Here is a 22,821-nt window from a genome sequence, read left to right on the forward strand (position 1 = left end):
TTTAAACTATTGGTAAAATAAAAAAATTTGTTTCTTAAATCTCTTATATAACTTATATGGTTTAAATTATTTTTTAAACTGACGATCTTTCCATTCGTAAGAACCAAATAGACTATACAAAGCGACAGACGAACTAAAAAACGGATATAATAAACTACTTAGTAAAAGGCTTTTAATGCTAGTTTTCGTCAAGAATTGATTGGTTATTGAAAGTAAAACGAAATCAATTAAAAACTTAGAAAAAGCAAAAATCACAAAAATTGGATACGACCAAATTCCGAAAATCATAAAGAAAAATCCAATTACAAAACTCAGGTTTCCGAAGAAAACAATTAAACCCAAAAATTTGCCGAAAGCACTTTTGTACGAACTTGTTTTGGCTGCCCAACGCACTCTTTGATGGAATAAGCTTTTCCAGTTTTCGGTTGGTTTTGTGGTAACAATTGCTTCATTTGCTTTTAAATACTGAACTTCATTTGGAAACTTTTCAATTGCTTTTTGAAGTAAAAAAACATCGTCGCCACTCGCAATTTTGTCATTTCCTTCAAAGCCGTTTAAGCTTTCAAACAATGATTTCGTATAAGCAAAATTAGCTCCATTACACATAAATCCTTTGTTCAAACCAAAACTTCCAATTGTTGCACCTTGCAGACTTGTTAAATCCAATTGCTGAAAATGCTCTAAAAATAAATTCTCGCATTTGTACGTGACAGCGCCCGACAGCATTGAAACTTCGTTTTCTTGAATGTAATTATCAAAGGTTAAAAGCCAGTTTTCTGGAACGATACAATCGGCATCGGTTGTAATTACCCAATTGGTTTTTACATGTTGCATTGCAGTTGTAATCGCATCTTTTTTGGGAGAATTTGAAAGTCGAATATTATCGATTACAGAAACTTGGAATTTGGAATTTAGAAATTGAAATTTTTCACTAGAATTATCATCAACTAAAATAACTTCGAATAAATCTCGTGGATAATTCAAATTAGAAAAGCTCTCCAAAAGTATGGGCAAATTTTCTTTTTCATTCCGAAACGGAACTATAATCGTAAAACTTGTTTTGGGTTCTAAATCCTGTTTTTTGTATTTTTTTATTTTGAAAAAACCATAAATAAGTAACTCAATACTAATTATATAAATCCCTAATATGGCAAATAAAACAAAAATCATTCTGTGGTTTTGGTTTTAAAATTCAATACAAAATAACTTCCTAAAACTACTGGTAGCACCACATTTAAAAACCACATTAAAGTGCTGATGAAAATAACAATCCATTCGTTTACGCCTAGAATTCCGAAGAAATAAATGGCTACGCTTCCTTTCACAGCAAAATCTAAAAACTGGAAAGTTGGTAATGAAGAAGCCAGAAAATAAACAGATGTAATCGCTGCCATTAAAGTTAAATACGGCAAATCGACATCAAAACCTAAAAACAAAAAGTAATATTGATGCGAAAAAACCAAATATCTCAAAATCCCTAAAAAGATGTTTTTTTGATGAACCGATTTCGGAATTTCATTGATTTTATGAATGAGTTTTTCAAGCGAGTATCCTTTGACTTTTATCTTTTTAATGAAGAACAAAATGAGCAGAATCAATACAAATCCACCGAAAAGAATCAAGACAGTTTTAGTCGTAATTACATTGAATTGTGCATTGAAATATAGTAATCCAAAAATCCCGAAAATCACGGTCAGAATCATTTGAATTCCGTTGCAAATCAAGTTCAGGAAAACCACTTTTTTGGCTTCAGATTTTGGATAATACAACGCTTTGCCCGCGTACTCTCCTACTCCATTTGGCGTAAAAATTCCAGCTGTTAAAGCGGCTAAAACCTGTTTCGTAGCTTCGTAAAGGGAAATTTTATGAATGACCTGCGCCAAATTCTGCCATTTCAAAATCTCGAAATAACGATTCAAAACACTCAAAAGCAAAATAAATCCAATCCCTAAAACCGACTGATTTTTTTGGAATAAAACAATGAATTTGTTCCAGTCTAATTTGTCGTTGTTAGCCAGCTGATTGTAAATAAAATAAAATGCGCCGCCAACAATCAAAAGTTTGACTACAAGAACGAGGAATTGCTTAGCTTTGTGAGGAATTGAAATCATGCCGCAAAAGTAAACAATTTGGAAATGTGGCAATTTGAAAATGAGAAAATGAATCGTTTTGACTTTCAAAAAACTTGAAACTTGAAAACGTTAAAATTGAAAACGTTAAAATTGAAACAAAAAACCTCTTGACACAAGAACGCATCATATTAGGTATTGACCCAGGAACCACGATTATGGGTTTCGGATTAATTAAAGTAACCAATAAAAAAATGGAATTTCTGCAGTTGAATGAATTGCAACTTTCCAAATACGACAATCATTACCAAAAACTAAGAATCATTTTTGAAAGAACGATCGAATTAATTGAAACGCATTGTCCAGACGAAATTGCAATTGAAGCTCCTTTCTTTGGCAAAAACGTTCAATCGATGCTGAAGTTAGGTCGTGCGCAAGGAGTTGCCATGGCGGCAGGACTTTCAAGAGGAATTCCGATTACGGAATACGAACCGAAAAAGATCAAAATGGCAATTACCGGAAACGGAAATGCCAGCAAAGAACAAGTTGCCAAAATGCTGCAACAGCTTTTAGGTTTAAAAGAATTACCCAAAAATCTCGATTCAACAGACGGTTTGGCGGCTGCGGTTTGTCATCACTTTAATTCTGGAAAAGTTATTGCTGGAAAAAGTTATTCTGGTTGGGATGCTTTTGTGAAACAAAACGAGGATCGAGTGAAAAAATAATGTGTCAATGAGAAAATTTGATAATTAGATAATTCCGTAGACAACGAATAAATTATCTAATTGACACATTTTCTAATTATCTAATTAAAAATGTCGGGCATCTACATCCATATTCCTTTTTGCAAGCAGGCTTGTCATTACTGCGACTTTCATTTTTCGACTTCGATGAAGAAGAAAGACGATATGGTTTTGGCTTTGGCTAAAGAAATTGGCATGCGTAAACCCTTCGACTCCGCTCAGGATGACAATATCATTGAGACGATATATTTTGGAGGCGGAACACCGTCAGTTTTAAGTAACGAAGAAATTAACTTTCTAATTTCTGAAGTTTATAAGAATTACAAAGTCATCGAAAATCCCGAGATTACTCTGGAAGCAAATCCTGATGATTTATCTGCTGAGCGAATTTTAGAATTGTCCAAAAGTCCGATAAACCGTTTAAGCATTGGAATACAGTCTTTTTATGAGGATGATTTGAAGATGATGAATCGCGCTCATAATTCAGCGGAAGCCAAAAAATGTCTGGAAGAAGCGACTAGATATTTTGATAATATTTCATTGGATTTGATTTACGGAATTCCGGGATTGAGCGACGAAATGTGGCGACAAAATATTCAAACCGCTTTAGATTTCGGCATTCCGCATATTTCGAGTTATGCTTTGACGGTTGAACCGAAAACAGCTTTAAGCAAATTAATTCAAACTGGAAAAGTTGCCGAACCTCAGGATGAAGTGACTTCCAATCATTTTATGATTTTGGTTGAAATGCTTCAAAAAAACGGTTTTATTCATTATGAATTATCGAATTTTGGGAAGGAGAATTATTGCTCCAAAAACAATTCGGCATATTGGCTGGGCAAAAAATACATCGGAATTGGTCCTTCAGCACACAGTTATGACGGAGAAAAAAGAGGCTGGAATATTGCCAATAATTCGCTTTATATAAAAGCAATTCAGAATAATGAACTTCCTATTGAAACTGAAACTCTAACTATTTCTGATCGTTACAATGAATATATTATGACAGGATTACGAACGATTTGGGGTGTTTCTTTAGACAGAATTGAAAAGGAATTTGGGCAAGAATACTTAAATTATCTTCATAAACAATCTGAAAAATTCTTAAACGACGATCTGCTTTCAATTGAAAACAACATTCTAAAACCAACTCCAAAAGGAAAATTTTTAACGGATGGAATTGCTTCAGATTTATTTTATCTAAATTTGGAAGAGTAAAATTAGCCACGAAGGCACAAAGGCGCAAAATTGAAAAAAACTTTGTGACTTAGAGTCTTTGCGGCACAAAATCCAAATTTGTGTTAGCAAAAATCAACAACTTCGAAATAGATTTATCAAAACCCATCGATATCTCGATTCCTTTAACGAATACAGACGAAAATCCGATTGCTTGGTATATTGAAAAACCTTCCATTGAACCTGTAGTTTTTGGCGATTGGATTGGGAAGGTTTCGGAAGGAAAATCATCTACAAATTTCAATAATATTTTCTTCAATCCGCATGGACATGGCACGCATACGGAATGTCTGGGACATATTACGAACGATTTTTACAGTATCAATCAATCATTAAAACAGTTTTTCTTTACTGCAAAATTGATTACGGTTGAACCTGAAAAAATCGACGAGGATTTCGTTATTACAAAAAGTCAAATTGTAAGCTTACTTACTGAGAAAACAGAAGCTTTAATCATTAGAACACTTCCAAATCAGTTGGATAAAAAATCAAGAAAATATTCGAATACCAATCCGCCTTATTTGGCTGAAGATGCTGCGATTTTCATCCGCGAAAGCGAAATCCAACATTTATTAATTGATTTGCCAAGTGTTGATAAAGAGCATGACGAAGGAAAATTATTGGCTCACAAAGCATTTTGGAATGTAAAAGACACTGTAAATCTAAATGCCGATGCGAGATTAAATGCAACAATTACAGAAATGATTTATGTTTCGGACGAAATTGAAGACGGAAATTACATTCTAAATCTTCAAATCGCTTCTTTCGAAAATGATGCAAGTCCAAGCAAGCCGATTTTATATAAAATTTAAAAAAGTTAGCCACAAATTACACAAATTTTCACGAATTATTTTTTGCCACAGATTAAAGGATTAAAATGATTTAATCTGTGAAAATCAATTAATTTGTGGCAAAAGATTAAAAAGAAATTTGTGAAAATTTGTGTAATTTGTGGCTAAAAAACAAACAACAATGATAACCGTCTCTACAGATAAAACAAAACTCGACGTTCCGTTTATACAGAACTTTTTAAAAGATATTTATTGGGCTGCAGGGCGAACGATTGACGAAGTGCAAAGAACAATCGATGCTTCGGTTTGTTTTGGAATTTATTTGGATGGCAAACAAGTTGGTTTTGCGCGCGTCATTACCGATTATGTAGTTTTTGCCTATTTAATGGACGTTTTTATTACTGAAGAACATCGCGGAAAAGGTTATTCGTCCATTTTAATCGAAACAATGATGAACGAACCGCAATTGCAAGAAGTTAAAATCTGGCGATTGGCAACCACTGATGCACACTTTTTATACGAGAAATTCGGATTTACAAAACTAAATCATCCCGAAAAGATGATGGAAAAAATAGTCAAATGAAAACAGTTTTAAAACTTGAAGAAGTCGCTTTATTTATTCTCGGTATCTTTTTATTTAACCGTTTAAATTATGAATGGTGGTGGTTTTTGGCTTTAATTTTAGCTCCAGATTTATCCATGATTGGTTATGCATTTGGAAACAAGATTGGAGCGCTTCTTTACAATATCTTTCATCATAAAGGAATTGCACTTTTAATTTATGCTGTTGGTTGTTATTTAAGTATTGAAATGGTGCAGTTAGCCGGAATTATTTTATTTTCACATTCTGCAATGGATCGTATTTTTGGATACGGTTTGAAGTATGAAAAAGGTTTTAAATACACACATTTAGGCGAAATTGGTAAATAAACAATTATGAATTTAGAAACGTTTTACGAATATTGTCTTTCAAAAAAAGGAGCAAGCGAACATTTTCCTTTTGATGAAAATACCTTAGTTTTTAAAGTGGGCGGCAAAATGTTTGCTTTGTCTTCCTTATCGCAATGGGAAAAAAATGAGCCATCGGTGAATTTAAAATGTGATCCCGACCGCGCACAAGAACTCAGAGGTGAATATGACGACATAAAACCTGGATTTCATATGAGTAAAGTGCATTGGAATACTGTGACTTTAAATGGAAATTTGCCTGATAAATTCGTTAAAGAACTGATAGATCATTCGTACGAATTGGTTTTCAAAAGTTTGACAAAGAAAATTCAGAATGAAATTACTGACCCGAAGTAAATTTTTACCGAACAGGCGAAGCAATTAGAAAATTAGGCATTACATTTGTAGCGTCAGTAAAAAAACTTAGCCGCTCAGCAGCTATGAAACTTAGCAACTTATAAGCAATGAAAGAACAATTTAAAAAATTTCTGAACGAAGAGCAAGATCCAAAAGCGATTGAAAAAATCACTTCGAAACTTACAGATTTATTAATGAAAGGCGAAGAAGTTGGATACATCGCAGTGCAAAAAAAGCCTGCTATTACTGTTTTTCCAGACAGTATCGTTTTGACAAATAAAAGAATTATCATTTGCAAGCCTAAAAATTTAGGTCTTTCTATGGATTTTACAGATTATACTTGGGATGATATTGCAAGTACTTTTGTAAAAGAAAACATCTTAGGTTCTGAATTTTCATTTGGTACTAAAACTGATTTAGCGGTTTCTATCGATTATATTCCGAAAATTCAGGCTAGAAAAATTTATACTTACGCTAAAGAACAATTGGATTTATTAAAAAATCCTGTTCAGACAGCAACTCCAGTTCAGGAAATTATTGAAGAAGAAGAACCAGAAGTGGTAGATGAAATCGAAGAAGTAGAAACAGAAGAAGTAACAAGCTTTGCTGAAATTTTACCTGCGGCGCCAGTGGTTACAGAAACTTACGAGCCACTTCCAACTCAACCAACCGGAGAACGTAAATTAAGTGATTTATCTAAAGAAGAACTTTTCGATAAATTACAGAATTACAAAAAACTTCTTGACAATGGTTTGATCATGCAAGGAGAATATGATGCTTATAAAAAAGAGATATTAAGCTACATGTAGTTTTTTAAAGTACAAAGTTCAGAGTACAAAGTACAAAGTTTTTATATACTTTGTCTAAAATAATAAAGCCAGAAATAGAGTTCTATTTCTGGCTTTTTCTTTTTAAACTTTGTACTCTGTACTTAGAAACTTAGGAACTTTTAACTCACAAAGTCGCTTTCTGCTTCTCTACAAATTTATGCGATTGTAATTCCAACAGTTCTTTTGCATTTTTGCGTTGCAGGTCAAATAAACCTTTGTCTTCTGCAATATCAGCATAAACCCTATCGTGCATTTCGGCACTGGTTTTCACTAATAATTCACGCTGGTATTTGTTTTGAGTCAGCGTTGCTCTCATGGCTGTTTCGGCTTCTTCTTGTTTGAAATCGAACTCGCCTTTTGGTGCCAACAATTTGGCAATAATTGGAGAAGTTTCAATGGCTAAAAACAACAACATAATGAAAAATGATGGTAACCAAGGTAATTTATTCAACGCATTAATACGCGCCATTAATCCGTCGAAACCTTCAATTATGGGCTGTGTCTGAGAAACTTTCTTATCTAAATCGGCTTGAAGTTGTACACCTGCTTTTTCTTTTTCTGCAATTTTTGCTTCGTTTGTCTTTTTCAGCGTTTCGAATTCTTTCAGAGCTGCATCGTGTTTCTCGCGTTTTTCTTTATAAACTGGGCCTTTTCCTAATTTCTTCGTTCCCGTAGTTCCTTCCGCTTCTGTAATGTAAACCGAATACAAATCATTTACTTCTTTCTCTTTCTTTGTAATATCAGCTTTTAGCGCTGCAATCTCTGCTTTGTTTTTATCTAAATCTGTTTTGAAATAAGTTCCAATTTGTTTTTTATTGGCCAATTCCATTTCGTTTTTCTCTTTCAATAAAACCGTATTAATTTCTTTTTCGAAGATTTTAATCTCTAATGGCTTCGAAATTACAATCGCAATAATAATCGCCAATATAATACGAGGAGTTGCCTGTAGGAATTCATCCAGAAAACGATCTCTTTTTTTTATAGTAGAAACTATAAATCTATCTAAATTAAAGATTAATAAACTCCATACAAATCCGAAAATTAAAGCGGGATAAATAGAATCGAAAACGGTAAAAAGCGCATAAGCACTGGCCAAAAAAGCCATAACTGCTGTAAAGAAAACTGTGGCTCCAATACCAACATATTTGGTTTGTTCGCCTTCTGAGCAGTCTTTCAGGATGTCACGGTCGACTCCTGAACATAGGATAAAAAATTGTTTTAACATGATTGATGATTTTTGATTATGATGATACGGCAAATTTAACGCCAATTTTTCAATTACAATCAAAATACTTTTCTCTTTTTAGTTGTGAATCAATTATTTGATCCTTTTTGTGTTATTTAAAGATTAATAAACCTTAACAGAAACAGCTCAATCATAACATTATGTTAATTTTTTTTCAAGGCTGTAGTAATATAGGGGTTTTAGTTTCGCAACCGAAAATAAAACAAACACACAACAATGAAAAAATTTTATCTATTAACAGCATTCTTTTTATTAGCCTTTACGGGTTTTGCTCAGAAGGCTATTATATCTGGAAAGATATTAGATGCTGATGACAAACTTCCTCTTCCTGGAGCTATGGTTCAAATTGTAGGAGAGAAAAAATACACCGTTTCCGACTACAACGGTCGTTTCGAATTACTAAACATTAATGAAGGAACTTATAAAGTTGAAGTAAAATACATCGGGTATACTACTTTAACTCAAGAAATAAAAGTAGAGCAAGGAAAAAATAACGTTATTGACTTCGCTCTTAAAGCTTCTGAAAATGAATTGAAAGAAGTTATTGTTGGAGACATCTTAAAAGGTCAGGCAAAAGCGCTTAACCAGCAGAAAAACAACAAAAACATCGGAAACGTAATTTCTTCAGATCAAATGGGACGTTTTCCTGATGCTAACGTTGGAGACGCTTTAAAACGTGTTCCAGGTATCACAATGCAGAATGACCAAGGTGAGGCTCGTAACATTATTATTAGAGGTTTGGCTCCATCATTGAACTCTGTAACTTTAAATGGTGACAGAATTCCATCTGCTGAAGGAGACAACAGAAACGTACAAATGGACTTAATTCCATCTGATATGATTTCTACAATCGAAGTAAACAAAACACTTACACCAGATATGGACGCTGACGCGATTGGAGGTTCTGTAAACTTAATTACAAGAGCAACTCCAAACGGACAAAGAATTTCTGCAACTCTTGCAGGAGGTTATTTGCCAATTCGTGATCATGCTTCTTACACTGCTGGTTTTGTTTATGGTAATCGTTTTATCGACAACAAATTAGGAGTTGTAGTGAGCGGTTCTTACAACAATGTTGATTACGGTTCTGACAATATCGAAAACGAATGGGTAAGAGATGAATTTGGAAATGATTATTTACAAGCTGCAGAAATCAGAAAGTACGATGTACAACGTATTCGTCGTAGTGGATCTATCGCTTTAGATTATAAATTCAACGAAAACAATACTATTTTCGCTAACGCTATCTACAACTGGAGAGATGATAGAGAAAACCGTTTTAGAACTACTTATGATGATATCGAAGCTATTTACGATGGTGAAAATATTACAGGTTTTGAAGGTCGTGTAAAACGTCAAACAAAAGGTGGTTTAGATAACAGCAGAAACAAAAACAGAAGATTAGAAGATCAGAGAGTTCAAAACTACTCTCTTCGTGGAGAACACTTAATCAACTCTAAATTAGATTTAGATTGGTCTGCAAACTATGCAAAAGCTAGAGAATACCGTCCAGGTGAGCGTTATATCGAATACCGTCAAAAAGGTTTAGAGATGTTCCAAGATTTATCTAATCCTAGATTTCCTTTAATGACTACTGCTGGTGAATCTACAGACGAATTTGCATTTGATTCTGTAACAGAAAACACAGACGAAACTAGCGAAAGCGAATTTGGTGCAAAAGTAAACATCCGTTTCCCATTCTCTGTAATTGCAGGTGAAAAAGGACGTTTGAGAACAGGTCTTAGACTTCGTTTAAAAGAGAAGGAAAGAAACAACATGTTCTATTCTTATACTCCATTAAATGATAATATGGAATTATTATCTGATGTTCCAACATCTTATTATGATGGACAAGGATTTAATCCAGGAAGTAAATATGTACCAGGAACTTTTGCTTCGGCTTCATACTTAGGAGGTTTAGACTTAAACAATGCTACTTTATTTGAAAAAGAAACAGATCCAGCTGAATACTTAGCTGTTAACTATAATGCTAAAGAAAGAATCTCTGCTGCTTACGTAAGATGGGATCAGGATTTTAATGACAAGCTTTCAATGGTAATGGGGGTTCGTGTTGAGAATACTCATATTGATTACACAGGAAACCGTGTATTAGATGAAGAAGAATTAGAAAGTAAAATCAACAATACAAACTCATACACGAATGTATTGCCAAGTATTACCTTCCAATACAACGCTACAAAAGATTTAGTTTTAAGAGCTGCTGCTACAACGGCTTTGGCTAGACCAAACTATTATGCACTTGCACCTTATGTAAACAATATAGCTGCAGATAAAGAAATTACAGCTGGAAATCCAGATCTTAAAGCTACATATGCTTACAACTATGATTTAATGGTAGAAAACTATTTCAAATCTGTTGGTTTGATTTCTGGAGGTGTTTTCTACAAAAGATTAAATGATTTCATTTACAACTACAGCGACAATCAGTATACTGATGCGAAATTTGCTGCAGATTTCCCAAATCAATCAAACCCAATTCCAGCGGGAGAAAACTGGTCTTTCTTACAATCAAGAAATGGAGACAATGTTAATGTTTACGGATTTGAAGTTGCTTTACAACGTCAGTTAGATTTCTTACCTGGTAAATTCTTGAAAGGTTTTGGTATCTATTTGAACTATACTTACACAAAATCTAAAGCAAGAGGAATTGCTGATGAGGATGGAAACGAAAGAAACAACATTAGTCTTCCAGGTACTGCACCACACATGTTTAACGGATCTTTATCTTGGGAAAACAAACGTTTCTCTGCAAGAATCTCTACAAACTTTACATCTGACTACTTAGATGAATTAGGTTCTGAGTCTTACAAAGATAGTTTCTATGACAAGCAATTTTTCTTAGATGCAAATGCTTCTTATAAAATTACACCAAAATTACGTGTTTTTGCTGAGGCTAATAACATAACAAACCAACCGTTACGTTACTACCAAGGAATTGAAGCTCACACAAAACAAGCTGAATATTACCAAGCTCGTTATAATTTAGGATTAAAATTAGACTTGTAATCTTCAATTTTTTTAAAATTCTTAAATTAGACAGAGTTTCACGCTCTGTCTAATTGCATTAAAATATATTACACAAATGAAAAATAAATCTTTAGTTGCTCTTTTACTTTTAGCGGTTTCATTTACAGCTTGTAAAGACGACAAATTAGCTCCAATTCAGCCAAATGCTGTAAAACCAACCGTTGTTACAGAAGCTTTACCTCACGACACAGACGATCCTTCAATCTGGATCAATCCGACAGATGCTACAAAAAGTATCATTGTTGGAACAGATAAAGACACAGACGGTGGCTTATATGCTTTTGATTTAAATGGAAAAATCCTTAAAAAATCAATTACGTTAAAACGTCCAAATAACGTTGATATCGCTTACGGATTAATAATTGACGGAAAAAAAGTTGACGTTGCTGTAACTACGGAACGTGAAGAAAACAAAATCAGAATCTTTAGTTTACCAGATTTAGAGCCAATCGACAATGGTGGAATTCCTGTTTTTGAAGGAGAAGCACAACGCGATCCAATGGGAATTGCTTTATATACACGTCCGAGCGATGGAAAGATTTTTGCTATCGTTGGAAGAAAAACAGGTCCATCTGGAACTTATTTATGGCAATATGAACTTTCTGGAAACGGAAAATTCGCTGCTGCAAAAGTAGTTCGTAAATTCGGAAATTATAGCGGTAAAAAAGAAATCGAAGCTATTGCAGTAGATAACGAATTAGGAACCGTATTATATTGTGACGAACAATTCGGAATCAGAAAATACAAAGCAGATCCAGCTTTAAACGACAATAAAGAATTGGCTCTTTTTGGACAAAAAGATTTCAAAGCAGATAATGAAGGAATCGCAATCTACAAGAAAACAGATTCTACAGGATATATTTTAGTATCAAACCAACAAGCAAATACTTTTATGGTTTATCCAAGAGAAGGTGCTAACGGAAATCCAAACAGCTACCCTTTATTGGCAGAAATTCCAACTTCTACAGTAGAATGTGATGGTGCTGATGTAACCAATTTAAACTTAGGTCCAAAATTCCAAAACGGACTTTTTGTAGCCATGAGCAACGGAATGACATTCCACTATTACACTTGGGATTTAATGCAAAAACGCATCGACGAAGCGAAAAAATAATTTATTTTTTTTTTTGAGGTTTTTCAGTCGCAGTTTTTCAGTGTTCTATTTATTTTTTTATTTTTTTTACTGCGATTGGAAACCAAACAAAAAAAGCTGTTCAGATATTGAACAGCTTTTTTTACTTGAATTAATGAATTCCTTTTATTCTGTAATCGGCGCTCCTGCTAAAATTTCAGCATTGGCAAATTCTTCAAACTTCGCAAAATTAGCTTTGAATTTCTGAGCCAATTCTAACGCTTTTTTATCGTATAAATCTTTGTCTTCCCAAGTATTTCTAGGATTTAAAATTTCCTCTGGAACATTTGGACAAGATTGTGGTTTTGCAATTCCAAATACTGTATGATTTTCGTAGGCTACATTATCTAATTCTCCTTTTAATGCCGCGGTAATCATCGCACGAGTATATTTCAATTTCATTCGGCTTCCCGTTCCATAAGCTCCTCCAGTCCATCCTGTGTTGATTAACCATACTTTCACTCCTGCATCTTTCATTTTTTTGCTCAACATTTCAGCATAACGAGTTGGATGCAAAGGCATAAATGGCGCTCCAAAACAAGCTGAGAAATTAGGCTGAGGCTCTGTTACACCTGCTTCAGTTCCAGCAACTTTCGCAGTATATCCAGAAATAAAATGATATGCCGCCTGACCTGGAGTCAATCTTGAAATTGGAGGCAAAATTCCGAAAGAATCAGCCGTTAAGAAAAATATATTTTTTGGATTATGACCAACCAAACCTGGCTGTACATTATCAATATGTGTTATTGGATAACTTACACGAGTGTTTTGAGTGATAGAAACATCATCATAATCTACTTCGTTTGTTCCAGCTTTGAAAACCACATTTTCTAAAAGCGCTCCTTTTTTGATCGCTCTAAAAATGTCTGGTTCGTTTTCTTCCGTCAAGTTGATTACTTTAGCATAACAACCACCTTCGAAGTTGAAAACTGTATTTTCGTTTGTCCAGCCGTGTTCATCGTCCCCGATTAATTTACGTTCTGGATCTGCAGATAAAGTCGTTTTTCCTGTTCCAGATAATCCAAAGAAGATTGCAGTATCTCCGTCTTCTCCAACATTTGCACTACAGTGCATTGGAAGTGTATTTTTAAAAACTGGAAGAATAAAATTCAAAGCAGAGAAAATTCCTTTTTTCATTTCTCCTGTATAACCAGTTCCGCCTATTAAAGCGATTTTTTTAGTGAAATTTAAAATAGCGAAATTAGACTGACGTGTTCCGTCTACTGCAGGATCTGCCATAAAACTTGGAGCACAAACTACTGTCCATTCTGGAGTAAAATTAGCCAACTCAGATTCTTCTGGACGTAAAAACATATTGTAGCAAAACAGATTTGACCAAGCCGTTTCTGTTACAACACGTACATTCAATCTATAATTTGCATCAGAACACACATAAGAATCACGAACAAAAACTTCTTTGTCTGATAAAAATGCTGTTACCTTGTTATAAAGCTTATCAAAAGCTTGAGGTTCAAACGGGATATTTACATTTCCCCACCAAACTTGATCTTTGGTTACATCGTCTTTTACAATAAAACGGTCCTGTGGAGAACGACCTGTAAATTCACCTGTATTAATTGCTAACGCACCGGTAGAATTCTCAACACCTTGTCCTGACTGCAAAGTAATCTCATGTAATTCATCTGCAGATAGTTGATAACGAACTCTTGCATTTTCAATTCCTAATTCTTTTAACGAAATCGATTGCGAGAAAACTGTGTTAGTGTCCATAAATTTTTGAGTTGTGTGTGATTTTTTGTTTAAAGCAAAATTACAGATTAATTCTTATCCCTTTTAAAATAATTAAATTTCACTTTGATTTATATGAAAAAAGAGAAATTTCACTTTAAAAATTACAAAAAGAAAAAAATAACCGCTTCTAATTTGTTTAATTACAACCTTTTCAGTGATTTTGTTATATTATTTTCGTTTAACAACTGAAAACGACAAAAACTCACACAAATAAAGTTATATGTTATTTATGTGACAAAATTAAAGATTAATTCTTAGACAGAATTTTTTTTTCGGGATTTTATGATTTTCGCTTCAAAATCGCAAAGAATAATAGCGCCCAACCAATAATTAATAGGAAACCTCCAATAGGTGTTGCGAATACGATAATTTTAGAATAAAACAGCGTGTAATCTTTTGTAGCCACCAAATAGATTGAACCGCTAAAAAGAACAACACCAGCAACAACTAAATTATAGATAGCTTTAACTGTCTTTTCGGCAATTTCTTTTTGTGTAGATAAAAAGAGAAGAAAAAGAGCATGATACATTTGGTAACGAACACCAACTTCAAAAGTATTCAACTGATCAACTGAAAGGTATTTTTTTAATAAATGAGCTCCAAAAGCACCCAAAATAATGGCCAACATACCTATAAAAGCTCCAGTAAGAATAAGTTTTCTTTTCATGATTTATATCTTTTGAAATTTGACACAAAAATACTTCAAACCAACCGAATAACCGCTTTACTTTTGAGATTATTTAGAATAAAATCAAATTATTTTTTTTGATATTTTTTGCTTTTATTGAATTAAATTTGTTACATTTATAACATTTAAATCCATTTGTGTTAAATATTTAAAACATGAGAAACGTTTTAATAATTGGAGCAGGAAGATCTGCCTCGTCGCTAATTCGGTATTTATTATCTAAATCGAACGAAGAAAACCTGCATTTGACTGTAGCTGACCTGTCTTTGGATTTAGCGAAAGCAAAAACGCAGCACCATCCAAATGCCACTCCCCTTGCTTTAAATATTTTTGAGACTGATGAAAGAAGAAATGCTATTGAAAATGCTTCAATCGTAATTTCAATGCTTCCCGCACATCTACATATCGAAATTGCAAAAGATTGTATCGAGTTCAAAAAACATCTTGTAACGGCTTCCTATATTAGTGATGCCATGCAGGCTTTTGATACTGATGCCAAACAAAACAACCTCATCTTCATGAACGAAATTGGTCTTGATCCTGGAATCGACCATATGAGCGCCATGAAAGTTATTGATGAAATTAGAGCCAAAGGTGGAAAAATGCTTTTGTTTGAATCTTTCTGTGGCGGACTAGTAGCGCCTGAATCTGATACTAATTTGTGGAATTATAAATTTACTTGGGCGCCAAGAAATGTGGTTCTAGCAGGACAAGGAGGCGCGGCCAAGTTTATTCAGGAAGGTACTTATAAATATATTCCGTATAGCGCTTTATTTCGTAGAACTGAATTTCTGGAAGTTGAAGGTTATGGAAAATTTGAAGCTTATTCGAATCGCGATTCCCTGAAATACCGCTCTGTTTATGGTTTGGATGATATTCTTACTTTGTATAGAGGAACCATCAGAAGAGTTGGTTATTCACGGGCTTGGAATATGTTTGTACAACTCGGAATGACTGATGATAGTTATACTATTGAAGGTTCTGAAAACATGAGTTACCGTCAATTCATCAATTCTTTTCTACCCTATCATCCAACAGATTCTGTGGAAATCAAAACCCGTTTGATCTTAAAAATTGATCAGGACGATATTATGTGGGATAAACTTTTGGAACTGGATTTATTTAACCCAAACAAAAAAGTAAATCTGCCAAATGCGACTCCAGCTCAAATTTTAGAAAAAATCTTGACCGACAGCTGGGCTTTAGAACCCGATGATAAAGACATGATTGTCATGTATCACAAGTTTGGTTATGAATTGAATGGAGAAAAGAAACAAATCGATTCTAAAATGGTTTGCATTGGTGAAGACCAAACCTATACCGCAATGGCAAAAACAGTTGGACTTCCAGTTGCAATTGCAACTTTATTGATTTTAAACCGAAAAATCACAACTCCAGGCGTTCAACTTCCGATTAAGAAAGAAGTTTATGAGCCTATTTTGAAAGAATTAGAAGAGTACGGAGTCATTTTTAACGAACAAAAAGTACCTTACTTTGGATATAATCCGGATTTGTTTTAGCCCGGATTCTGCATGTTTATTTTTAGAATTTTTATTTAATTAGTTTTTTAATTTTATCCGCTTCTTCCATCAGAAGCGGATTTTTTTCTTTTAAGGGACAAAGGCGCAAAGCAACAAAGAGACAAAGGGACAAAGTGACAAAGGTTTTATGCTTTACAATAAAATTGGAATGCCTACAGCTTTAGCCGGAGGTTCTAGATTATAAAGCAAAAGGCTTTATCCAAATATTCGGCTAAAGCCAATTAAAGCATACAAAAAAACCTCCAGCTAAAGCTGGAGGCAATTCAGAAACCTTTATCTTCCCTGTTACTTTGTCCCTTTGTCCCTTTGCCGCTTTAAAGAGCTATTTTGCTGACTGAATGAGAATTGGCAAACTATAACTTACTCTAATTGGTTTTCCATTTTCAGTTGCTGGAATCCATTTTGGCGAAAGCTTTAAAACCCTGATTGCCTCATCTCCTATACCATAGCCCAGGTCTTTTGTTACTTTAAAATCAGATAGACTTCCATCTTTTTCTATCATAAATTCCATATAAATTTTACCATCAGCTTTCTGTTTTTCAAACTCTTCCGGAATTTTAAAGTTCTGACCAACAAACATATAAAACTTCTCTATTCCACCTGGAAATTTAGGTTCGTTTACATTAGTAGTATCATAACCAAGATTAAAACCTTCTTTCATCTTTACGTTGTTACTCGATTGAGCAATACTTTTTGGTGTAAAAACAAAAAACGTTATCGCGTAAACAGCGCCAACAGTAAACACTTTCAATACTATTTTCGTAAAAGATTCTTTTTTGGTCATCATAAGTAAACGTTTTTTAGTGATTAAATAATTGATTGTACTTGCCAATGCAACCGTATTTTTCTGTGAAGCAAAATCAAGCAACAGATTCTGATAATTTTGTACCTCTCCAAATTGTTTGTTAACCGCTTCATCTGCCAAAAATTCGTGATTGAGTTTTATTGCTTTTTTATACCATATAAAGATTGGATTAAACCAAAACACAATCTGCAAAACTTCGATAAACAATATATCGAGAGTATGTTTTTGTTCCAAATGCGCTTTTTCGTGTGTCAATAATTCTAACGGAATTTTACCATTCTTAAAGTCTTCTTGATTAAGAAAAATGGCATTCCAAAATGAATGAGGTAAAATTCGCTCTTCTGTCAAAACAACTTTTTGCCCTTTGATAATTTCAATTCTATTCTTTTTCATACTGAAATAAAAAGAAAGCACATTTTGAATAAAACGCACAATTAAAATTATTCCGACAACACTATAAATTACCCAAAAAAAGTACATCAGAATTTCGCTGTAATCGATTTTATCTAAAACTGCTTTATCAGTCACAATCATAATTTCTTCCAGCTGAATCATTCTGACTTTATCCGAAAAAAGCGAAACAACCGAAAACAATTGCAACGGAATTATCAAACTAAAAACGATACTTCCCAACAAATAGATTCTATTAAAACGAAACATTTTTTCGTTTTCTAACAATAATTTATACACTGCAAAAAACACCGCAAGCAGCAAACCCGATTTTAAAAGATATGTTATCATTTTTTCTTTTTTTGAATTTCTGTATCAATTATTTTTTTGAGATCTTCCAATTCCGAAGCCGACAGATTGGTTTCGGTAGTAAAGAATGAAGCAAATTGTGAAGCCGAATTATTGAAAAAATTACTAATAAGCCCTTTTACATGTTTAGAAAAATAATCTGTTTTCTTCACTAAAGGATAATATTCTCTCGAATTTCCGAATTCGTTGTATGCCACAAATTTCTTGTCAATCATTCGTTTTAATAAGGTCGCAACAGTTGTTGTTGCCGGTTTTGGTTCTGGATATGCTTCCAGCAAATCTTTCATGAACGCTTTTTCAAGCTTCCATAAATGTTCCATTAATTGTTCTTCTGCGTTTGATAATTGCATCATTGTTTAATATTTTCAAGTTTTTCCAGCTCAGGTAATTCTTTTTTATAAGCCTCTAAATTCCAGTCAATGTTCATTTTTGCAGCATATTCAGCTATAGGTCCAAGCCCCACTTCTGCACGCCTTTTATCAACATTATCAGGATCTATCATTGGTGATATATACATCTTATTGGTCTTTTTATTCTTTGCTCCTTGACTGCCATAAATTTGCCTTCTACCTTCTCGCAAAGCTACCCTATCTTCTAGATAAGCTAGATTTCCGGCATCTGCATTCCCATTTTTAACCGCATCTCTTAGCATCGGCAAATACTTTTGCTGGTATTTTAAATCGGCATGCTGAATAACCAAAAACAATGTTTTATTTCCCTGATCTCCTACAACATTTTTTCCTAGCCATCCCCTTTCGTCTAGTATTTTTATAACCTTGATAAGATTAATACTATCTTTCCTTTCCATAATTTTACCAATGCTGTCCATTTTTCTTTTATCAGGATTTTTAGCTCTGTAAACACTCATAAATTCTCCACGAATTTCCTGATCATCTGTATAAATCTCCGCAAGCTCTTTTTCTAGCACTTTATCGTAATTTGCTCCAATAATCTCCAATTTCTTTTGCAATTTTTCAATTGTCTTTTCCCATTCTTTTTCTAAATGTAAAGGCTTTAGATCCTTATCTATTTGAATATGTGCCATATTTACATATCCTTTATCAATAGAAAGATTCAGCCATTTAAATGCTTTTTTATTTTCTTTTGCCATAGATGCAGAACAACCAGCATTATACAAGTCTTTATACGATTCCTGTTCTATTTTAAAAGCTTTACTAAAACAATCAACAGACAATTTATAGTTTTCTGCAGTATAGCAAGAATCTGCTTTACGAACCTATTCTTTATAGGTTTGCGCTTTCGCGAAAGCACAATTCATTACAATAAAAAAGAAAGCGAGTATTTTTTTCATAGGTTAAATAGTTAATGGTTTATTGTATTTTTTGTTCTGAGATTAATTCTCCTTTTTCGTAGTTTTTAATGCTTTTCAGCTTTCCTTTATCCGAATAGAATTTCCATTCTCCAAAATAAAACCAATGCGTTTCTACTCCATTTACCTCTAACTTGGTTTTTCCTTTCGATTCTAATTTTCCATTTTCATAATAGCTTTTTACAACACAGATTCCTTTTTTGTATTTTTCTGTTTTATAGATCTTACCATTAATGTAAGATTTCCATTTTTTGACAGGCTGATCACTTTTGTAATATTCATACGATTTATAAGTAGTACTATCTTGAGTGTAATTATCGATCCAGACTCCTTCCTTTTTCCTGTCAATTTTCTGATTAACAGGTTTGCTTTTGCATCCAAAAAGTATTAATCCGCAAAAAAACAATAAAAGAAAATTTCTCATAATTACGTTTTAATTCTACAATTATAGATTCCATTCTACAAATGTAGAATTAAAATTTAAAATTGCAAGAAAAAGATTCTTTTTTTTATTTGGAGAGACAAAGTAACAGAGTTACAAAGTGACTGAGCTCCTTATTGATACGGAAAATTGTGGTCTGTCAACCTTAAAAATAAAGCCAAAATGAATTGCCTCCAGCTTCAGCTGGGAGTTAGAATTATCAAGAAGAAAAGTGTTTTAGCTAGAAAATCTCTGTTACTCTGTCACTTTGTAACTTTGCAACTTTGCAACTTTGCAACTCTGTAACTCTGTAACTCTGTAACTTTAAGAAGGAATCAACTCCAAAGTTCTTTCAACTTCTTCAAAATCGACATAAAAGTTTTCTCCTTTTGGAATTCCCACCACAAAACTGTAATGGATGTTTTCCATATCTGTAGTATTTTTAATAACACCGCTAAAACGAGTTGGAGGCTGCAAAATCAAAACAGAAGAACCAGATTCAAGAGTCATTAATCCGTGAAACAAATGACTTCCTTCAATTCCGGCTAAGATTTTAGCACCTGCACAAGCCGCAAGTATTTCTGAAGCAGAGTTTTGAGTAACATCTACAATCTTAAATCCGTATTGATCACGAAGCTGTTCTGCAATTTCAATTTCGTTTAACATGACACGGGATATTCCAGAATTTCTGCGTAAAATAAAAACTCCAGGATCTGAATTTGCTTGAAATCTAGAAAGTAACTTATTTCTGTTTGCAGCAAAACGGAGATGTTTGTTTTGATTATTTCCCCAATTGTCATCGAATAAAATAGCATTTTTAAAATAAGCCGAATTAGTTCGAAACGGATTCATTCCTAAAAACGATTCGTATTCAGACATATGAGAATAAGGAATAATATTGGAAGTTACCGGAACTCCCTCAGCTGCCGCCAAAGCATAATTAGCACAATCGTCGGTCAACCAAAGACCAAAAAACTGATTCCCTTCAGAAGTACTGTAAAGCGCCGCATTATCGATTACAGTATCTGTAAACGCAGGCGGAAAATAATTCATTTTTTTTGAAAGCTGAAAAGTAGGATGAAGTCTAAAATTATGAAGTCCCTTATACAAAAAACCATTAATCATAAAGACATTCTTGAGTTTGTAAGCGCGAGTTGGAGCATGTTCAATTTCAAAACCTCCGTGCATTTCTTTATACGGATCATCGGTATAAGCCGTTCCCGTAACACGCTCTAATTGATTTTCTAAAAAAAATGCTTTTGATGAAATTGTAGTATTTCCAGGAGCTATCTGCCAGGATTTTTCAGCAATATTTTCTAAATTTTTTCCATCGCGAAACATCGCGTATGATTTTTTTATGCCTTTAAGATATCTGGTATACGCAATTGGCGAAAATCTAATCTTTTTTTGAACTAAGCCCATTTATTCAACATTAAAATAACATTAGAAAATTTTATGAAATAGAATTATCATTAATATCAAAAGGGGCTTATTGATAAAAAAGCCAAATTTAAGTTAATTTAATTAACAAAATACAAATTCAACATTAAAAAATAAAAAATATTTAAATGAGGAAATTCCAAATCCTAAAGTGTTGAAAAACAAAAAAATCCGTTCATTTCTGAACGGATTTCTATTAAAGTCAACTTTGTAAAAGTTCAAAAGAACTCTAAAAAAAACTTGGTAATTTAGCGTCTTCGCGGCAAAACCTTATTTGCTTAATTCCACAAAATACTTATAAAACAACGGAATAGTCTCAATACCTTTCAAGTAATTAAAGATTCCGAAATGCTCGTTTGGAGAGTGAATCGCATCACTATCTAATCCGAATCCCATTAAGATGGTTTTGCTTTTTAATTCTTTTTCGAACAAAGCAACAATCGGAATACTTCCTCCTGAACGAACAGGAATTGCAGGAACTCCAAAAGTTTGTGTATACGCTTTGTTAGCAGCCTGATAGCCGATGCTGTCAATTGGCGTTACATAACCTTGTCCACCGTGGTGAGGCGTTACTTTTACTGTAACTCCAGCTGGTGCAATGCTTGTAAAGTGTTTGGTAAAAAGTTCTGTAATCTCTTCCCAATCCTGATTTGGAACCAAACGCATCGAGATTTTAGCGAAAGCTTTACTCGCAATAACCGTTTTAGCACCTTCTCCTGTGTAACCACCCCAGATTCCGTTTACGTCTAATGTCGGACGGATTGAGTTTCTTTCGTTCGTTACATAACCTTTTTCACCGTAAACATCTTCTATGTTTAAAGCGTTTTTATATTTTTCTAAGCTAAAAGGCGCTTTTGCCATTTCGGCTCTTTCTTCTGCAGATAATTCCTGAACTTTATCGTAGAATCCTGGAATCGTAATATGATTGTTTTCGTCGTGAAGAGAAGCAATCATTTTTGCCAAAACATTAATTGGATTCGCTACAGCTCCACCGTATAAACCTGAATGCAAATCGCGGTTCGGACCTGTAACTTCAACCTCGACATAACTCAAACCTCTTAAACCAGTCGTAATTGATGGTTGTTGATTCGAAATCATTCCAGTATCTGAAATAAGGATTACATCGTTTTTCAGTTTTTCTTGATTGCGTTCTACGAACCAAGCCAAACTTGCAGAACCTACTTCTTCTTCTCCTTCGATCATGAATTTTACGTTACAAGGCAACGTATTGCTTTGTACCATTAATTCAAGCGCTTTTACGTGCATGTACATCTGACCTTTGTCGTCACACGCTCCACGGGCAAAAATCGCTCCTTCTGGGTGAATATCTGTAGTTTTGATTACTGGTTCAAATGGTGGTGAAGTCCATAATTCTAAAGGATCTGGCGGTTGTACATCGTAGTGTCCGTAAACTAAAACCGTTGGAAGATTTGGATCTATTATTTTTTCTCCGTAGATAATTGGGTAACCTGGAGTGTCGCAAGTTTCGACATAATCACATCCTGCTTTTGATAAACTTTCTTTTACAGCCTCTGCTGTGTCAATAACATCTTGGGAATATGCAGTGTCGGCAGAAACCGACGGAATCTTTAATAATTCGATCAATTCGTTGATAAACCGATCTTTATGTTGTTGAACGTAGGACTTAATATTTTCCATTTAAATAATTTTTATAGAAAACCAAA

Annotated in this window: 21 protein-coding genes; 10 read left to right on the forward strand and 11 right to left on the reverse strand. The window is 33.7% G+C overall.

Annotated elements, in window-relative coordinates; translation table 11 throughout:
* Positions 1-66: 66 nt before the first annotated feature.
* A complete protein-coding gene (locus tag NQQ59_RS13205) occupies positions 67-1,170 on the reverse strand; it encodes a glycosyltransferase family 2 protein (RefSeq protein ID WP_144215739.1) in 1,104 nt (367 codons plus the stop codon).
* Positions 1,167-2,111, reverse strand: a complete 945-nt coding sequence (locus NQQ59_RS13210) for a flippase-like domain-containing protein (RefSeq protein ID WP_257698273.1) — start codon at positions 2,109-2,111, stop codon at positions 1,167-1,169. Before NQQ59_RS13210 ends, NQQ59_RS13205 begins: the two co-directional genes overlap by 4 nt.
* Positions 2,112-2,239: 128 nt before the next feature.
* Between NQQ59_RS13210 and ruvC the strand changes: the two genes are divergently transcribed.
* The 7 genes from ruvC to NQQ59_RS13245 all read left to right on the forward strand — a co-directional run bounded on the left by ruvC (position 2,240) and on the right by NQQ59_RS13245 (position 6,953).
* Positions 2,240-2,794: a crossover junction endodeoxyribonuclease RuvC gene (gene ruvC / locus NQQ59_RS13215; protein ID WP_144219785.1), complete on the forward strand. Its 555-nt coding sequence runs from the start codon at positions 2,240-2,242 to the stop codon at positions 2,792-2,794.
* A gap of 90 nt (positions 2,795-2,884) precedes the next feature.
* The gene (hemW, locus tag NQQ59_RS13220) at positions 2,885-4,030 is read left to right on the forward strand and encodes a radical SAM family heme chaperone HemW (RefSeq protein ID WP_144215744.1); all 1,146 of its coding nucleotides are present in this window, start codon (positions 2,885-2,887) and stop codon (positions 4,028-4,030) included.
* Between the two features lie 80 nt (positions 4,031-4,110).
* Complete coding sequence (locus NQQ59_RS13225; RefSeq protein WP_144215746.1) at positions 4,111-4,860, forward strand: cyclase family protein; 750 nt, start codon at positions 4,111-4,113, stop codon at positions 4,858-4,860.
* Between the two features lie 160 nt (positions 4,861-5,020).
* On the forward strand, positions 5,021-5,422 hold the full coding sequence (locus NQQ59_RS13230; RefSeq protein WP_144215748.1) for a GNAT family N-acetyltransferase: 402 nt from the start codon (positions 5,021-5,023) through the stop codon (positions 5,420-5,422).
* Positions 5,419-5,769: a DUF4260 domain-containing protein gene (locus tag NQQ59_RS13235; protein WP_144215750.1), complete on the forward strand. Its 351-nt coding sequence runs from the start codon at positions 5,419-5,421 to the stop codon at positions 5,767-5,769. Before NQQ59_RS13230 ends, NQQ59_RS13235 begins: the two co-directional genes overlap by 4 nt.
* A gap of 6 nt (positions 5,770-5,775) precedes the next feature.
* Positions 5,776-6,144, forward strand: a complete 369-nt coding sequence (locus NQQ59_RS13240; protein WP_144215752.1) for an MmcQ/YjbR family DNA-binding protein — start codon at positions 5,776-5,778, stop codon at positions 6,142-6,144.
* A 107-nt stretch (positions 6,145-6,251) separates the two neighbouring features.
* Positions 6,252-6,953 (forward strand): PH domain-containing protein, encoded by a 702-nt coding sequence (locus tag NQQ59_RS13245; protein ID WP_144215754.1) that lies wholly within the window; start codon positions 6,252-6,254, stop codon positions 6,951-6,953.
* 145 nt (positions 6,954-7,098) lie between these two features.
* On the opposite strand, the gene NQQ59_RS13250 is transcribed toward NQQ59_RS13245, so the two are convergent.
* Entirely contained in the window at positions 7,099-8,199 is a 1,101-nt protein-coding gene (locus tag NQQ59_RS13250; protein WP_144215756.1) for a DUF4407 domain-containing protein, read from the reverse strand.
* Positions 8,200-8,436: 237 nt separating this feature from the next.
* On the opposite strand from NQQ59_RS13250, the gene NQQ59_RS13255 reads away from it, so the two are divergent.
* Positions 8,437-11,247: a TonB-dependent receptor gene (locus NQQ59_RS13255; protein ID WP_144215758.1), complete on the forward strand. Its 2,811-nt coding sequence runs from the start codon at positions 8,437-8,439 to the stop codon at positions 11,245-11,247.
* Positions 11,248-11,323: 76 nt separating this feature from the next.
* Positions 11,324-12,382 (forward strand): phytase, encoded by a 1,059-nt coding sequence (locus NQQ59_RS13260; RefSeq protein WP_144215760.1) that lies wholly within the window; start codon positions 11,324-11,326, stop codon positions 12,380-12,382.
* Between the two features lie 144 nt (positions 12,383-12,526).
* Here NQQ59_RS13260 and pckA read toward each other — a convergent pair whose 3' ends face one another.
* Together pckA and NQQ59_RS13270 are read right to left on the reverse strand one after the other, a co-directional pair.
* Positions 12,527-14,131, reverse strand: coding sequence for a phosphoenolpyruvate carboxykinase (ATP) (gene pckA / locus NQQ59_RS13265; protein WP_144215762.1), 1,605 nt, complete (start codon positions 14,129-14,131; stop codon positions 12,527-12,529).
* 301 nt (positions 14,132-14,432) lie between these two features.
* On the reverse strand, positions 14,433-14,819 hold the full coding sequence (locus tag NQQ59_RS13270; protein WP_144215764.1) for a DUF423 domain-containing protein: 387 nt from the start codon (positions 14,817-14,819) through the stop codon (positions 14,433-14,435).
* A 176-nt stretch (positions 14,820-14,995) separates the two neighbouring features.
* Here NQQ59_RS13270 and NQQ59_RS13275 point away from each other — a divergent pair, with 176 nt between their 5' ends.
* Entirely contained in the window at positions 14,996-16,360 is a 1,365-nt protein-coding gene (locus tag NQQ59_RS13275) for a saccharopine dehydrogenase family protein (RefSeq protein WP_144215766.1), read from the forward strand.
* A gap of 343 nt (positions 16,361-16,703) precedes the next feature.
* On the opposite strand, the gene NQQ59_RS13280 is transcribed toward NQQ59_RS13275, so the two are convergent.
* The 6 genes from NQQ59_RS13280 to NQQ59_RS13305 all read right to left on the reverse strand — a co-directional run bounded on the left by NQQ59_RS13280 (position 16,704) and on the right by NQQ59_RS13305 (position 22,795).
* Complete coding sequence (locus tag NQQ59_RS13280) at positions 16,704-17,927, reverse strand: M56 family metallopeptidase (protein WP_257698282.1); 1,224 nt, start codon at positions 17,925-17,927, stop codon at positions 16,704-16,706.
* On the reverse strand, positions 17,924-18,298 hold the full coding sequence (locus tag NQQ59_RS13285) for a BlaI/MecI/CopY family transcriptional regulator (RefSeq protein ID WP_144215768.1): 375 nt from the start codon (positions 18,296-18,298) through the stop codon (positions 17,924-17,926). Before NQQ59_RS13285 ends, NQQ59_RS13280 begins: the two co-directional genes overlap by 4 nt.
* Positions 18,295-19,140, reverse strand: coding sequence for a DUF6624 domain-containing protein (locus NQQ59_RS13290; RefSeq protein ID WP_257698284.1), 846 nt, complete (start codon positions 19,138-19,140; stop codon positions 18,295-18,297). The genes NQQ59_RS13285 and NQQ59_RS13290 overlap by 4 nt, the downstream gene beginning before the upstream one ends.
* A 136-nt stretch (positions 19,141-19,276) precedes the next feature.
* Entirely contained in the window at positions 19,277-19,699 is a 423-nt protein-coding gene (locus NQQ59_RS13295; protein ID WP_144215771.1) for a toxin-antitoxin system YwqK family antitoxin, read from the reverse strand.
* Between the two features lie 321 nt (positions 19,700-20,020).
* Positions 20,021-21,118 carry a glycosyltransferase family 61 protein gene (locus NQQ59_RS13300; protein ID WP_144215773.1) on the reverse strand — a complete coding sequence of 366 codons (1,098 nt, stop codon included), beginning with the start codon at positions 21,116-21,118 and terminating at the stop codon, positions 20,021-20,023.
* A gap of 288 nt (positions 21,119-21,406) precedes the next feature.
* Positions 21,407-22,795: a dipeptidase gene (locus NQQ59_RS13305; protein WP_144215775.1), complete on the reverse strand. Its 1,389-nt coding sequence runs from the start codon at positions 22,793-22,795 to the stop codon at positions 21,407-21,409.
* Between the last annotated feature and the right edge of the window lie 26 nt (positions 22,796-22,821).

The sequence above is a fragment of the Flavobacterium panacis genome, from assembly GCF_024649945.1.
Taxonomy (GTDB): domain Bacteria; phylum Bacteroidota; class Bacteroidia; order Flavobacteriales; family Flavobacteriaceae; genus Flavobacterium; species Flavobacterium panacis.